The organism is Streptococcus pseudopneumoniae (genome assembly GCF_001072315.1).
GTDB classification, from domain to species: Bacteria; Bacillota; Bacilli; order Lactobacillales; family Streptococcaceae; genus Streptococcus; species Streptococcus pseudopneumoniae_R.
Window position 1 is genome coordinate 1 of record NZ_JVLI01000088.1, and the last position, 14821, is coordinate 14821.

Consider the following 14821-nt stretch of genomic DNA (forward strand, 5'->3'; position numbering starts at 1 on the left):
AAAACAGTGTTTTGAGCTGACTTCGTCAGTTCTATCTACAACCTCAAAGCAGTGCTTTGAGCAGCCTGCGGCTAGTTTCCTAGTTTGCTCTTTGATTTTCATTGAGTATCAGATTTAAGAAATTAACTTCCTCGTCTCCAGAAAATCGCTAAGACAATCATGGAACCTAGTACTGCCGGAATAATGGCAGTTCCTGCTATTATCGGTCCCCAAGTCCCAAAAAGCAAGTGGCCTATAAAGGCACCAATCCATCCTAGAAACATTTTTCCAAAACATCCCATTCGCTCTCCACGATTGGTCAGAGCACCTGCTAAAAATCCCACTAGGAGACCAACAAACATACTTCCTATCATCTTGTCTCCTTAATTTGCCCAATCTCCGTTACGGAAGAGTGGTACACGTGTCCCATCCTCACGGATACCATCGATATCCATTTGGTTAGAACCAATCATAAAGTCTACGTGAACATCTGAACGGTTAAGCCCCGCGGCTTCAAGCTCCTCTTCGCTCATCTCCGCTCCACCAACTACGCTAGTCGCATAGGCTGCACCGATAGCCAAGTGATTTGATGCATTCTCATCAAAAAGGGTGTTAAAGAAGGTTATGCCTGACTGAGAAATTGGGCTTGGATCTGGCACCAAGGCACATTCACCCAAGGCACGCGCACCCGCATTTTCAAAGACAAGGTCTTTCATGACTTGATTGCCTTTTTCTGCAGTGATATCTACGATTTGCCCATCCTTAAAGGTCACCTTAATACCTTCAATAATGTTTCCGTTATAACTAAGCGGTTTTGTAGAAGTGACATAACCATCTGCGCGACGGAAGTCAGGCGCTGTGAAAACTTCCTCTGTCGGCATATTTGGCAAGAATCCTTCGCCCTGTGCATTGATAGCACCAGCTGATTCCCAAACGTGGTTCTTCGGCAAGCCAAGGGTCAAATCGGTCCCTGGCGCTGTGTAGTGAAGAGCTGAAAATTGCTCTTTATTAAGCATATCGGCCTTGCTCTTGAGGATAGCTGCATGCTCTTCCCAAGCCTTAACAGGATCTGCTTCGTAGACACGGCAAGTTTTGAAAATTTGGTCCCAAAGGAGATCGACTGCTTCTTCATCGCTCGTAGCATTCGGAAAGACCTTCTTGGCCCATTCAAGTCCAGCAGCGGCTGCTACAGTCCAGCTAACCTTGTTGGATTGAGTGGCGATTCTCATTGGCTTCATAGCAAGTCCCATAGCTTTAGCAGAAGCTGATAGCTTGTCAGCATCCACTCCGTTCAAGGCACCTGGATCAGATGAACGAACCCCAAGACGGCTAGCCTTATTTTCCAAGAGATAGTTCATCTCAGCAATCTTGTATTCTGGCACATTGTCCAGACGCTCCATTGGCGCATGGAGGAATTTCTCACGGTTAATGACATCATCTGTCCACTGAACGATAACCTCATGCGCACCCAAGGCATAAGCTTCTTTGACGATTAAGTGAGCCAACTCACGTTGCTCCACATCGATAGAGAGAGCCAAAGTGTGACCAGGTTGCACGTTGATTCCATTTGCAACCAATAATTTTGCATATTTTTCTAGATTTTCTTTAAAATTTGGTAAAACCATGTTGTTTTCTCTTTTCTATTTTTATTTTTCTTTCAAAGCAGAGAATAATCCTGCTAAAGCAATAGCACCTGACAAGAGTGCTGTTGATAGAAGTATTGTCTGATCAGCAAGTTCTAATTGATATTCAAATACCTTCTCAGCCGGCTTATCTTCCGCGAAAATTCTTAGTTTCATGAAATATCCTTTCTTATTCTTCATGCTCTCCTAGGTAGAGGCGTCGTGCTTCTGGACTATTTGTGAGGATATCTATATAGGTTTCATAGTCATCAGGTAGAGGTTTTCCTAAAGAGATATCTTGTTCTGGATTTATATTTTTCCCATAAAGAAAGCAAAGATAGAGACGTTCGTTGAGTGTTGGAAATACTTCAATAGACATATGTTCAGCCTGACCTACCCGATCCCAATCCTGTTCTTTGATATCTGGTATGATATAAGCTTGGAAAAGTCCCATAAGTGGATTATCTTCTGGTTGTCCACTGTCCTTATCCGCCAGAACCAAAGAACAACGTCTACCAAAACCAGCTACTTGGCGCTCCCTTCCCTTTACCGAAACAGTCATAGGATGCCCTCCAATATGGCTATAAATCCATTCTTTAGGCAGTTCATAATCTAACAGGGGGTTCACTTCTTTAACAATCGTTACAGGACTGTAGCGTAGAAACTGGCGAGTAACAGCCTTACAAAAAAGGATATCCTCCTCTTTCAAGGTCACTCCCTCCCAATTATTTTCCTCGTTAAAATGGTTAAAAAATACTAGATAGGGATCACGCACCATTTGCGCCAAAACATAAACGCCATTTCGTAAACATATAGAAATAACTTTCCCTGGTTTCCAGGGTGTTGCTCTTTTTTTCTTTAGCATTATTAGCCAACCTCAAAAATTACCAAGACATTTCAAACTATTAAAACAACTCATCAAACAAACTCAACTGGTTATCCTCTGGCATATTGCCCAGAATCCCCATTTCATCCATCTTTTCAACCAAGGTTGATGAGAGCCCTCCACGCTTGCGTAGTTCTGTTTTAGAGAGGAATTCTCCCTCTTCACGTGCTCGAACTAGCTGCTTGGCAACGTTCTCTCCCAGACCATCCATTGCCACAAATGGCGGGATGAGGGTGTCCCCATCGATGAGGAACTCTGTCGCCTGACTACGGTAGAGATCGAGTTTTCCAAACTTGAAACCACGCTCCCACATCTCATTAACAATCTCAAGTGTTGTATAGAGATCGATTTCCACATTAGAAGCTTCATTGTTCTTCCGCTTTTCAGAGATTTCTTCCATTCTACGCTTGATGGCATCCAAGCCCGCACCCATGGTCTTGATATCAAAGGCCTTAGCACGAATGGAAAAGTAAGCACAGTAGTAATAAATAGGATGGTGGACCTTAAAGTAAGCTACACGCAAGGCCATCATAACGTAGGCTGCCGCATGGGCTTTAGGGAACATGTACTTAATTTTCCCACAGGATTCAATATACCACTCTGGCACCTTATTAGCCTTCATGGCTTCGATATAGCCATTGCGTTCCTCTTCGGAAATCTTGAGCCATAAGCCCTTACGCACCCGTTCCATGATAGTAAAGGCCATCTTAGGTTCGAGACCAGCATGCATGAGGTACACCATGATGTCGTCCCGACAACCAATAACGGTTGATAGGTCCGCAATCCCTTGTTTAATCAAATCTTGGGCATTACCCAACCAAACGTCGGTACCGTGGGATAGACCTGAAAGCTGAAGCAACTCTGCAAAGGTTGTCGGATGGGTTTCATCGACCATTCCACGTACGAAATTTGTTCCAAACTCTGGAATTCCCAACATACCCGTAGGCGTTCCAATTTGTTCAGGAGTTACCCCTAGCACATCAGTCCCAGAAAAGAGGGCCATAACGCCTTCGTCATCCATAGGAATTTCATTAGGGTCAATCCCAGATAAATCTTGAAGTTTTCGAATCATGGTCGGATCATCATGTCCCAGCACATCAAGTTTGAGGACGTTCTCATCGATATCATGGAAGTTAAAGTGAGTGGTCTGCCATTCAGCTGTCACGTCATCCGCTGGATACTGAACAGGCGTAAAGTCGTAAACATCCATATAGTTAGGAATAACAACGATCCCCCCCGGGTGTTGTCCCGTTGTCCGCTTGACACCAGCAGCTCCCTGAGCTAGACGTTCCACCTCTGCATCACGATAAAACTTGCCATAATCTCGCTCATAGCCCTTGACAAATCCATAAGCAGTCTTAGCAGCCACCGTACCAACCGTTCCTGCACGGAAGGCATATTCCTCACCAAAGATATCACGCACATCCAAGTGGGCGCTTGGCTGGTCTTCACCCGAGAAGTTCAAGTCAATATCGGGAACCTTGTCCCCATCAAAACCGAGGAAGGTCTCGAACGGAATATCTTGTCCGTTTTTGCTAAGTTTGTGACCACAGTTTGGACAGTCCTTATTGGGCATATCAAAACCTGAACCGTAAGAACCATCCGTGATAAACTCACTATACTGACACTGACCACAGACATAGTGAGGAGAGAGAGGATTAACCTCCGTAATCCCAATCATGGTCGCAACGAAACTAGATCCGACAGACCCACGAGACCCCACCAAGTAGCCCCGTTCATTGGAACGTTGTACCAGCATCTGGGAAGCCAGATAAATCACAGCAAATCCATTCCCCAGAATGGAAGTTAATTCTTTTTCAATCCGCAAATCAACGATATCTGGCAGCGGATTTCCATAAATCTCAAAAGCTTTCTTGTAGGTCAGCTCAGCGACCGTTTCTTCAGCCTTATCGATGAAAGGCGTATACAAGTCACCCTTAACAACCTCAACAGGCTCAAAGATTTCTGCCAAGGCATTGGTGTTGTCAATAACTAGTTTCCGAGCTAATTCCTCGCCCAAGAAGGCAAATTCATCCAACATCTCATTGGTCGTTCTAAAATGGGCTTTTGGCAGAGGAGCTGGTTGGGCATGTTCACCGTGACCAATAGTTCGGTTAATCATAGCCCCCTGTCCCAAACTACGGACGATAATTTCACGGTAAATCTCTTCTTCTGGTTCGATATAGTGGACATTCCCCGTAGCCAGAACAGGCTTACCAAGACGGTCTCCAACTTCTATCAAACTTTTGATAATGGTCTGGAGTTCCTCCATATCTTTGACCTGCTCCTTGGCAATCAAGGGAGCATAGATAGCTGGTGGCATGACCTCGATAAAGTCATAATACTTGGCCACCTCAACCGCCGCATCCACGCCCTGGGAAACAACCGCATCAAAAACTTCACCTTCAGAGCAAGCTGAACCTAAAATCAGACCTTCCCGATGGGCATCTAAAACCGTCCTCGGAATCCGTGGCACCCCTTCAAAGTACTTGGTATTAGACAAAGAAACCAACTTAAAGATATTTTTTAGACCTACCTGATTCTTGACATAAATGGTCGCATGCCTGATTCGAGCTTTTTTATAAGAATCTGGACTAATCAAATCAATATTGAGTCTAGCTAGATCGGTCACACCATGTTTTTCTGCCACCTCTTTGATAAAGATAAAGAGCAGACGACCAGTAGCTTCCGCATCGTAGTTGGCCATGTGGTGATGTTCCAAAGCCACACCAAAACGCTTGGTCAAAGGCCCCAAACCATGACGTTTATACTCAGGATAGAGGTTTCTAGCAAACTCCAGCGTATCAATAACTGGCTGACTAATCTTTGGCAAACCATGACGCTCATAGTTGGCATTCATAAAGCCAACGTCAAAGGTGGCATTGTGGGCAACTAGGACCGTACCCTTGCAAAATTCTTGGAATTCTTGCAAAACTTGTTCCAGTGGTTTAGCATTTTTTACATGATCATCTGTAATACCAGTCAACTCCGTGGTAAAGGCTGACAAGGGATGCCCAGGATTGATAAATTCATCAAATTCGGCAATAACATTCCCCTTGTACATCTTAGACGCCGCAACCTGAATCAAATCATTATAGATAGCTGAAAGTCCCGTCGTTTCCACGTCAAAGACAACGTAGGTCGCTTCTGACAAGTCCATCTCCACTTCATTGTAAACGATAGGAATCCGATCTTCAACGATATTGGCTTCCATTCCATAGATTAGCTGGATTCCCGCTTTTTTGGCCGCCTTATAGCCGTGTGGGAAGGACTGGACATTCCCATGGTCCGTGATAGCAACAGCCTTGTGTCCCCACTTAGCAGCTGTCACAACGATTTCTTCGACCTCTGGTAGAGCATCCATGGTCGACATATTAGTATGAGCATGAAACTCAACCCGACGCTCACCTTCTGGCATCAAATCCTTCCGCTCATAGTGAACAACTTCCTGCACATCCTGCACGTTCATAGTCAAATCGCGTGTGAAGTTATTCATCTCCACATTCCCACGAACTCGGAGCCAAGAATTCTTCTTGATAAGGTCAAATTTCTGAGCTTCTTCCTCATTTTTAACCCACTTTTGCATCGAAAAACTGGAAGTATAGTCTGTCATTTTAAAGTTGATCAAAACACGCCCTGTTCTGGTTACTTTTTGCTCCACATCAAAAACAACCCCTTCAAAGACCAAACGATTTTCCTCCGTCGTCACTTCGATCATAGGAGTAATCTCCGCCTTGTCCAGCTTTGGCTTAGCCGCAGCCTTTTTGGCCTGAAAATCAAAGGCTGGTTTTTCTTCCGCTGGAGGTGGTGCCATCTGTTCTAGCTGTTCCATAGCACGAAGCGCTTCTTCATTGGCTGCTTGAACAATCTGCTCATTTTCAGCATGAAAGGCCTCTTCCTGCTCCTGGGTTAGGATATCATTCTTCTCGACCTGACAGTTAAAAGTTGGAAAGCCAAATTTTTCAAGTTGTTTGGCTAAATTAGGAAGATGATTCTTCTTAAAGTGTTCCTTATCAATCGCCTCAGAACCCTCAATAAAGAGTTGATTTCCCTCAGCACGAACTTGCAGATTTTGATAAAGGGACTTAAAACCTTGACTAGCACATGGCCCCTCAGAAAAAGCCTCTTTATAGTAGTCCTGCAAGAGTTGGTTTGAAAAATCTTGAGACAGAGCCTTGATTTCAAAAACAGCTTTATTGCCTGTCTTAGAAAATTCTTCGCTTAAACCCTTCTTTAATTCTAAAAAGATTTCAATTGGTAAAATATTAGAAAATACAAAATGAAACTCCCATACCTTACTAATTTTATGAACTACAACTCGCTCAATATCAGCCTGCGATAAAGCAGGAGCCTGTCTCATTTCAGCAGGCATCCCCAGTTGATTCATCAAAATTTCAAAACTATTTGACATTCATTTTCCTCACATTATTCTCCTACTATTTTACCATATTTAGAGGTATTTTCTAAAGACAAAAGGAAGCCACTAAGTGACTTCCTTCTAGAGTGAGAACTGATTAGTCTTCACCTTTGTTTTTCTTAATGATTTCTTCTTGTACTGACTTAGGTACATCTTCGTAGTGGTCAAATACCATCATGAATGTACCACGTCCTTGAGATGCAGAACGAAGAACTGTTGCGTAACCGAACATTTCAGCAAGTGGAACATAAGCACGAACGATTTGGCTGTTACCGTGTGCTTCCATACCATCTACACGTCCACGACGAGCAGTTACGTGACCCATAACATCACCAAGGTTTTCTTCTGGAACAGTGATTGTTACAAGCATCATTGGCTCAAGGATAGCTGGTTGTGCTGATTTAGCAGCTTCTTTAAGTGCAAGTGAAGCCGCGATCTTGAAGGCAGTTTCAGATGAGTCGACATCGTGGTATGAACCATCGTAAAGCTTAGCTTTAACGTCAACCATTGGGTAACCTGCAAGAACACCGTTAGCCATAGATTCTACCAAACCTTTTTCAACCGCTGGGATAAATTCACGAGGAACCACACCACCGACGATTGCGTTTTCGAATTCGAATCCTTTACCTTCTTCGTTTGGAGTAAATTCAATCCATACATCACCGAATTGACCTTTACCACCAGACTGACGTTTGAAGAATCCACGTGCTTGAGTAGAAGCACGGAATGTTTCACGGTAAGATACTTGTGGAGCACCTACGTTCGCTTCAACTTTGAACTCACGACGCATACGGTCAACAAGGACGTCAAGGTGAAGCTCACCCATACCAGAGATAACTGTTTCACCAGTTTCAACGTTTGTTTCAACGCGGAATGTTGGATCTTCTTCAGCCAATTTTTGAAGGGCGATACCCATCTTATCTTGATCAGCTTTAGATTTTGGCTCAACCATCAATTGGATAACTGGTTCTGGAACGTTGATTGACTCAAGAATGATTTTAGCTTTTTCATCTGTCAATGAGTCACCAGTTGTAGTATCTTTCAAACCAACGGCAGCAGCAATATCACCTGAGTAAACAGTGTCGATTTCTTGACGGCTGTTAGCGTGCATTTGAAGGATACGTCCGATACGTTCACGTTTACCTTTAGAAGTGTTCAATACGTATGAACCTGATTGAAGAACACCTGAGTAAACACGGAAGAATGTCAAACGACCTACGAATGGGTCAGTCATGATCTTGAAGGCAAGAGCTGCAAATGGCTCTTCGTCAGATGCTGGACGAGTTTCTTCTTCGTCTGTATCTGGGTTAATACCTTTGATTGCTGGGATGTCAAGTGGGCTTGGAAGGTAGTCAATAACCGCATCAAGCATCAATTGAACACCTTTGTTTTTGAAGGCAGAACCACACAATACTGGGAAGAATTCAACGTTGATAGTCGCTTTACGGATACCAGCTTTCAATTCTTCGTTAGTGATTTCTTCACCTTCGAGGTATTTCATCATCAATTCTTCGTCAGTTTCAGCAACTGCTTCGATCAATTTTTCACGGTATTCTTGAGCTTGGTCAAGGTATTCAGCTGGGATGTCTTCTTCAAGGATATCTGTACCAAGGTCGTTAGTATAGATTTCAGCTTTCATCTTGATCAAGTCGATGATACCACGGAAGTCATCTTCAGAACCGATTGGCAATTGGATTGGGTGTGCATTTGCTTGAAGACGATCGTGAAGTGTGCTTACAGAGTAAAGGAAGTCCGCACCGATTTTGTCCATTTTGTTGGCAAATACGATACGTGGAACTCCATACTCAGTTGCTTGACGCCAAACTGTTTCAGTTTGAGGCTCAACACCTGATTGTGAGTCAAGAACGGTAACCGCACCATCCAATACACGAAGAGAACGTTGTACTTCGATTGTGAAGTCCACGTGTCCTGGTGTGTCGATGATGTTTACGCGGTGGTTGTTCCATTGAGCTGTTGTCGCAGCAGATGTGATAGTGATACCACGCTCTTGCTCTTGCTCCATCCAGTCCATTTGTGACGCACCTTCGTGAGTTTCACCGATTTTGTGGATTTTACCAGTGTAGTAAAGAATACGCTCAGTAGTTGTTGTTTTACCAGCATCGACGTGAGCCATGATACCGATATTACGAGTTTTTTCAAGTGAAAATTCGCGTGCCATGAGGTTTGTTTCTCCTATTTATTTTTGATTTCTATTCTATTATAACACGATTTTAATAAAAACGGATAGGCAGGACCTACCCGTTCTCAATGTTTCCATGCTATTGTTGGTTTTAACTTGTAGATTTACAAATTGAATCGAACTCGGGCTAAAAGCTTGGAAAATAGATAAGCTCTCCTAGAATCTTCGATTCTTCGTCAAGCTTCCTAATTTTCAGTCGCTTTTTTAACGCCCTTAGTATCTTAATCTTACCAACGGAAGTGTGCGAATGCACGGTTAGCTTCAGCCATACGGTGAGTGTCTTCACGTTTCTTAACTGCTGCACCAGTGTTGTTAGCAGCATCCAAGATTTCTTTTGCAAGACGGTCTTGCATTGTGTGTTCACCACGAAGACGAGCGATTGTTACCAACCAACGAAGTCCAAGTGTTGTACGACGTTCTGGACGAACTTCAACTGGGACTTGGTAGTTAGAACCACCAACACGACGTGCACGTACTTCAAGTACAGGCATGATGTTTTCCATAGCTGTTTCAAATACTTCAAGTGCATCGTTTCCAGTAGCTTCTTTGATTTGCTCAAAGGCACCGTAAACGATTGAAGCAGCTGTACCACGTTTACCGTCAAGCATAACGCGGTTGATAAGACGAGTAACTAGTTGTGAATTGTAAAGCGGATCTGGCAATACGTCACGTTTTGGAGCTCTATTTTTACGACTCATTTCTCTTTATCCCCTTTCCTTATGCTTTTGGACGTTTAGTACCGTATTTAGAACGGCCTTGTTTACGATCGTTAACACCTGCAGTATCAAGTGCACCACGGACGATATGGTAACGTACCCCTGGAAGGTCTTTTACACGTCCACCACGAAGAAGCACCACGCTGTGCTCTTGCAAGTTGTGTCCGATACCTGGGATGTAGGCAGTAACTTCGATAAGGTTGCTCAAACGTACACGAGCGAATTTACGAAGGGCTGAGTTAGGTTTTTTAGGTGTCATTGTTCCAACACGAGTTGCAACACCACGTTTTTGTGGTGAAGAAACGTTTGTTTGAACTTTTTTATGACTGTTGTAACCAACGTTCAAAGCTGGTGATTTAGATTTTTCTACTTTTGATTTACGCGGTTTGCGAACCAATTGGTTAATTGTAGGCATCTACATTCTCCTGTGTTTTTTTATTTTTGGTGATGATACACTTGGTGACAGTTATCATCTGTGTGTACTTTTGCAACATTTGTCAGCACGTCCCTGTACACTCTTGAGAGACCAAAAGTAAAAAGTACCGTCTATTATTGTAACAAAATTTTCCATTGGTTGTCAAGATATTTTTCTTTTTTATTGTTAATTTTAGCTCTTTTGTGGTGCTCCCCCAAAAAAGAAAAAGGAGGAATCTCACCCTCCTAAAGTTAGTATTGTTCCATTCAATCCCATCAATTTTAACACATAATGGTTTTCGAGTTAAGATAGTATCACAACCAACCAAATTCTTTCGCGATATTAGCCGCCTCTGTTCGATTACCTGCATCTAGTTTTGAAAGAATATTGGTGACATAGTTTCGGACTGTTCCGTTGGATAGATAGAGTTTGTCTGCAATTTCTTGATTAGAGAAGCCCTGAGCGATTCCTTTTAAAACTGCGATTTCTTGCTCTGTTAATGGATTGGGATGAGTCATCACCACTTCCATCAATTCAGGCGAATATTCCTTACGTCCTGCGAGGACGGTGTGCAAGGTTTGCATGAGATCTGCAATGCTTCGTTCCTTTAATACATAAGCATCCACTCCAGCCTTGACCGCACGTTCAAAATACCCTGGGCGCTTGAAGGTCGTCACTACAACCACCTTTGTTTCAAGCTTTTCTGCTCGTATCCACTCCAAGACTTCAAGACCTGTCTTAACAGGCATTTCTACGTCGAGGATGGCGATATCTACAGACTCCTTTTCTAATAGCTGGATTGCTTCTTGCCCATTCTTGGCTTGAAGAACAGACTCCACGTCCGATTGAAGCGTGAGCAATTGACACATAGCATCTCGCAACATACTTTGATCTTCTGCTACTAATACTTTCATCTACATTCTCTCCTTATAAGCTAGTCGAACCTGAACTTCTGTCGGTTGTTTGTGACTAATCACCTTTACCTCTCCCGAAAATGGAAGGACACGATCTCGAACTGTATGGAGCTCATTCCCTTTTATAGAAGTAAAACCACAGCCATCATCACTTACTGTTAGAATGAGCTCCTTCTCTGTCCGATCTAATTTTAAATAAACTTTAGATGCATTGGCATGTTTGATGATATTGGTTACTAACTCAAGCAAAATCATGGAAGCCGTTGACTCCAATTCCTGAGTAAGGCTAGCAGTATCTAGTTGATTAGCCGTTTCCACCTCAATTCCAGCAATCTCTAGCATCTTTTTGACAGTTTCAAGTTCTGATGATAAGGTCCGTGATTTCAGATTTTCCACAATGGTTCGCACTTCATTCATGGAATCCTTGCTTATCTGGTGAATTTCTTTTAATTCCTTTTCCACCTGTGGATAAGCCTCCATCTGAAATAACTGCAAGGCTAGATCCGTTTTGACACTCAGCATAGCAAAGGTATGTCCCAGACTATCATGCAAATCCTGACCGATACGACTACGTTCATTTTCAGCTAGCAAGAGATTTATCTGGGCATTTTGCTTGGCCTGCGCGTCTTTCAAATCCTCCACAATACGAATCCGAACCGAACCAAAAGTCATCAAATCGACAAAAGCAAGAATTACAAGTAGATAGAATAGAAACTCAACTTCGATTCTCTGAATAATCAAAAGTTGTCCCACAGCAAGGACTTGAGCAAGAAGAAAAGTCCAGACATGTAAAGACTTTAAACCACCTACGCTGAAATGATAAATTAAGAGATTGGAAAGGAAAAAGAAGAACCAGATATAATTTACAGCAACAAAGGCAGTGTTCCCAGCTACATAGACCAGCATGATGCCCCAGAAAAGCCAAGATAGGCGCTGATTCTTAGTTGTTAAAACACCCAAATACGCCACTACAAATAGAATATCAATCAATAAATGCCAGACAGGAAGCCACCCAGTCACTACAGGTAGGACGGGGAAAATCATAAAAATTAAACTGACCCAGAACATATAATGTATGCTTTTCAGTCTTTCAAGCATTAAGCATTCTCCTTATGACCTTGAAGGTAAATGGTCAAACCAAACAAAACTGCTGAAAAAACAAGTAAATAAACTGTGGCTGATAGATTGATACCACCCTCGTTTAAGAAGGTCTTGAGCAACTCCATCAACTGATAGGTCGGGAGACACTTACCGACTGCTTGCATCCAGTCTGGAAATAAAGAGATAGGCATCCAAAGTCCACCTAAAACAGCCAATCCTAGATAAAGAAGATTACCCACGACAGACATCAGCTGACTAGTTGGTAACAGCGTCAAGGTTAAGCCAAGTGCTACAAAAGCTACACTTCCAACTATCAGCAAGAGTGCAGCCCCAACCCAGCTTCCTAAAGGCATATCCACACCTCTGACCAAGTGCCCAACTGAGAAAACAACCAGGATTGAGACCAAATAATCAACCATCATACTTGTTATCTTTGATAGATAATATTCTACCATATTTACAGGGCTATGACGCAATGTTTTCTGCCAGTTGTTCATCTTATCGGTATGTAAGACAGCTGGGAATGAAAAGATAGCGGTCGACATCATGGAAAAGGCAGTCATGGAGATAAGATAATCACGCATAAAATTCGCGGGTCCACCTGGTGTCTCCTGGTACATGCCAGAAAAGAATAAATAGAAGGCTGTCGGCATCCCTACGGATAATAAATAATAGACGAGTTGCCGTTTGGTCAATAAAAATTCTATCTTATTTAATGCTATCCATCGTTTCATCTTAGTCATCTCCTTTTTGCGTTTCTTCAAAGATTGTATCCAGCAAACTACGATTATTGACTTCAATTTCTTGTATTCTACATCCTGCTTGAACTAACCGTTCCCAGAAAGCATCCGCTTCGCGTGTGACTACTTGCAGAGCATCTTGTTTTTGTACCCACCTTTCAACCAAGACTGACTTCTCAACGACTTCCTTGTAAGCTAGCGGAAGGATAAAATGCTTTTCAATCTCCTCACTACGCATGGCTAGAGGTGTTGTATCACGAATCAACTCTCCCTTATTCAAGACCAAGATTCGGTCAGCTGTATGCTCTACCTCTTCAATATAATGGGATGAATAGAGAATGGTGACTCCTTGTGCTTTTAGGTTCTGAACAATTTCCCAAAAACGTTGACGAGTTGAGGTATCCATGGACGCAGTAGGCTCATCTAAAAAGATAAGCTTTGGTCGCCCAATCAAGGTCAAGACAAAAGAGAAGAGACGCTTTTGTCCACCTGACAATTTTTCTGCGAATTGCTCTTTTTGTTGCTGGTCAAACTGCAATAGTTGATCGATTTCCTGGTTGCTCAAGGGATTTGGGTAAATGCTTTGAAAGAAAGCAATCAACTCTTTCACCTTTAGTTTCTGAACGATTACATTCTCTTGAGGCAGGTAGCCTCTAATATAGTCTAACTGAGAACTCGTCACTGGCAAGCCTTGGATAGATACTTGCCCGCTGGTGACCAGTTTATCTCCAAGCAAACAGTCCAAGAGTGTGGTCTTTCCAGCACCATTTGGCCCAATCAAGGCGACGCATTCACCTTCAGCTACCTCAAAGGAAATATCCTTTAAAATAGTCTTGCCCTTGATGTTTTTATTTAGGCTTTCTACCTTAATCATGTTCATGATACTCTCCTTTCAGCAACTCCTTTTCCATCGGAAAGGCGATAAAAATCATAAATCCTAATCCCCAGGCACCGCGGATGGCTTGGTGAAGGAAAGCTTGATCAAACCAACCTGTAAACATTTCCACTAACCATACCAAGAGGGACAGACCGATAAAAAGATAGGGAACTTTTTTCATTTTTCAAACTCCTTTTTCACATCTCCGACTAATTTCAAACCTTCTCTAACAAGCCAAGACATCATTCCAAAGCCAGCAAAGACCTCCCAAGGAAAATGATAAAATTCTTCATCTAATCCTGAAAACATGAGATAAGTCATGACTCCTGCTGCTACTAGACTTATAACGATAATCATTTTATTTCTCATCTCTTCTTCCTCCATTTCATACTACAATTATAGACTTTTGAAGTTTGCGGAGCTAGATGCTTCTGTCACTAGGAAATATGACAAATGTCATAAAAAGTTCTGTTCAAAACAAGCAAGATACGCTATACAATAAAACACAATTAGAAAAATCTAAGGCAACTTCCTCAAAAGAGATATCAAACCCCATTCACACTATAATGTAAACTAATACTTATTTAAAATCAAAAAGAGTAGAAATTTTCATCAGACAAACACATATATTATATGTTGAACAAAACCCTAAAATTTATAAGAGTTATAAAATCTGTTAAATTTCAATGTGGATACCTAAACTACGTTATTTATTGAAAAGACTGGAAACAAAAAGTATACGCTGCCAAAATGAATTACTGAAAATCAAAAAAGAGAGAAGCAAACTGATCCTCTCTTACTGAAAATCAAAAAAGAGAGAACCAAGCTGATCCTCTCTTAATGTATATAATACCTAGTTTTAAAAATACACATTCACATATCTCTGTAATGTATCGGGAAGACAGGATTCGAACCTGCGACACCTTGGTCCCAAACCAAGTACTCTACCAAGCT

General features: G+C 42.3%; 14 protein-coding genes. All 14 read right to left on the reverse strand.

The window, feature by feature from the left end:
• Positions 1–122: 122 nt before the first annotated feature.
• The 14 genes from ADH54_RS04035 to ADH54_RS04100 all read right to left on the reverse strand — a co-directional run bounded on the left by ADH54_RS04035 (position 123) and on the right by ADH54_RS04100 (position 14251).
• The gene (locus tag ADH54_RS04035) at positions 123–353 is read right to left on the reverse strand and encodes a GlsB/YeaQ/YmgE family stress response membrane protein (RefSeq protein ID WP_000580443.1); all 231 of its coding nucleotides are present in this window, start codon (positions 351–353) and stop codon (positions 123–125) included.
• A gap of 9 nt (positions 354–362) precedes the next feature.
• Complete coding sequence (locus ADH54_RS04040; RefSeq protein ID WP_049524134.1) at positions 363–1604, reverse strand: aminopeptidase; 1242 nt, start codon at positions 1602–1604, stop codon at positions 363–365.
• Positions 1605–1625: 21 nt separating this feature from the next.
• Positions 1626–1802 carry a hypothetical protein gene (locus tag ADH54_RS12165; RefSeq protein ID WP_193389692.1) on the reverse strand — a complete coding sequence of 59 codons (177 nt, stop codon included), beginning with the start codon at positions 1800–1802 and terminating at the stop codon, positions 1626–1628.
• Complete coding sequence (locus tag ADH54_RS04050; protein WP_049524135.1) at positions 1792–2469, reverse strand: hypothetical protein; 678 nt, start codon at positions 2467–2469, stop codon at positions 1792–1794. Before ADH54_RS04050 ends, ADH54_RS12165 begins: the two co-directional genes overlap by 11 nt.
• A 37-nt stretch (positions 2470–2506) precedes the next feature.
• On the reverse strand, positions 2507–6898 hold the full coding sequence (locus ADH54_RS04055; RefSeq protein WP_049524136.1) for a PolC-type DNA polymerase III: 4392 nt from the start codon (positions 6896–6898) through the stop codon (positions 2507–2509).
• 103 nt (positions 6899–7001) lie between these two features.
• Complete coding sequence (fusA, locus tag ADH54_RS04060; protein ID WP_000090348.1) at positions 7002–9083, reverse strand: elongation factor G; 2082 nt, start codon at positions 9081–9083, stop codon at positions 7002–7004.
• Positions 9084–9331: 248 nt separating this feature from the next.
• The gene (rpsG, locus tag ADH54_RS04065; protein WP_000087873.1) at positions 9332–9802 is read right to left on the reverse strand and encodes a 30S ribosomal protein S7; all 471 of its coding nucleotides are present in this window, start codon (positions 9800–9802) and stop codon (positions 9332–9334) included.
• 19 nt (positions 9803–9821) lie between these two features.
• Entirely contained in the window at positions 9822–10235 is a 414-nt protein-coding gene (gene rpsL, locus ADH54_RS04070) for a 30S ribosomal protein S12 (RefSeq protein ID WP_001142332.1), read from the reverse strand.
• Between the two features lie 314 nt (positions 10236–10549).
• A complete protein-coding gene (locus ADH54_RS04075; RefSeq protein ID WP_049524137.1) occupies positions 10550–11149 on the reverse strand; it encodes a response regulator transcription factor in 600 nt (199 codons plus the stop codon).
• Positions 11150–12247 (reverse strand): sensor histidine kinase, encoded by a 1098-nt coding sequence (locus ADH54_RS04080; RefSeq protein WP_049524138.1) that lies wholly within the window; start codon positions 12245–12247, stop codon positions 11150–11152.
• Positions 12247–12984 carry an ABC transporter permease gene (locus ADH54_RS04085; protein WP_049524139.1) on the reverse strand — a complete coding sequence of 246 codons (738 nt, stop codon included), beginning with the start codon at positions 12982–12984 and terminating at the stop codon, positions 12247–12249. Before ADH54_RS04085 ends, ADH54_RS04080 begins: the two co-directional genes overlap by 1 nt.
• Before the next feature lies 1 nt (position 12985).
• On the reverse strand, positions 12986–13870 hold the full coding sequence (locus ADH54_RS04090; RefSeq protein ID WP_049524140.1) for an ABC transporter ATP-binding protein: 885 nt from the start codon (positions 13868–13870) through the stop codon (positions 12986–12988).
• A complete protein-coding gene (locus ADH54_RS04095; protein WP_049524141.1) occupies positions 13857–14048 on the reverse strand; it encodes a hypothetical protein in 192 nt (63 codons plus the stop codon). Before ADH54_RS04095 ends, ADH54_RS04090 begins: the two co-directional genes overlap by 14 nt.
• Positions 14045–14251, reverse strand: a complete 207-nt coding sequence (locus ADH54_RS04100; RefSeq protein ID WP_049524142.1) for a hypothetical protein — start codon at positions 14249–14251, stop codon at positions 14045–14047. Before ADH54_RS04100 ends, ADH54_RS04095 begins: the two co-directional genes overlap by 4 nt.
• Positions 14252–14821: the final 570 nt, after the last annotated feature.

Coding starts and splice junctions, on each gene's coding strand:
- ADH54_RS04035 (WP_000580443.1), bottom strand. CDS start 353: ATGATAGGAAGTATGTTTGTTGGTCTCCTAGTGGGATTTTTAGCAGGT.
- ADH54_RS04040 (WP_049524134.1), bottom strand. CDS start 1,604: ATGGTTTTACCAAATTTTAAAGAAAATCTAGAAAAATATGCAAAATTA.
- ADH54_RS12165 (WP_193389692.1), bottom strand. CDS start 1,802: ATGAAGAATAAGAAAGGATATTTCATGAAACTAAGAATTTTCGCGGAA.
- ADH54_RS04055 (WP_049524136.1), bottom strand. CDS start 6,898: ATGTCAAATAGTTTTGAAATTTTGATGAATCAACTGGGGATGCCTGCT.
- fusA (WP_000090348.1), bottom strand. CDS start 9,083: ATGGCACGCGAATTTTCACTTGAAAAAACTCGTAATATCGGTATCATG.
- rpsG (WP_000087873.1), bottom strand. CDS start 9,802: ATGAGTCGTAAAAATAGAGCTCCAAAACGTGACGTATTGCCAGATCCG.
- rpsL (WP_001142332.1), bottom strand. CDS start 10,235: ATGCCTACAATTAACCAATTGGTTCGCAAACCGCGTAAATCAAAAGTA.
- ADH54_RS04075 (WP_049524137.1), bottom strand. CDS start 11,149: ATGAAAGTATTAGTAGCAGAAGATCAAAGTATGTTGCGAGATGCTATG.
- ADH54_RS04080 (WP_049524138.1), bottom strand. CDS start 12,247: ATGCTTGAAAGACTGAAAAGCATACATTATATGTTCTGGGTCAGTTTA.
- ADH54_RS04085 (WP_049524139.1), bottom strand. CDS start 12,984: ATGAAACGATGGATAGCATTAAATAAGATAGAATTTTTATTGACCAAA.
- ADH54_RS04090 (WP_049524140.1), bottom strand. CDS start 13,870: ATGAACATGATTAAGGTAGAAAGCCTAAATAAAAACATCAAGGGCAAG.
- ADH54_RS04095 (WP_049524141.1), bottom strand. CDS start 14,048: ATGAAAAAAGTTCCCTATCTTTTTATCGGTCTGTCCCTCTTGGTATGG.
- ADH54_RS04100 (WP_049524142.1), bottom strand. CDS start 14,251: ATGGAGGAAGAAGAGATGAGAAATAAAATGATTATCGTTATAAGTCTA.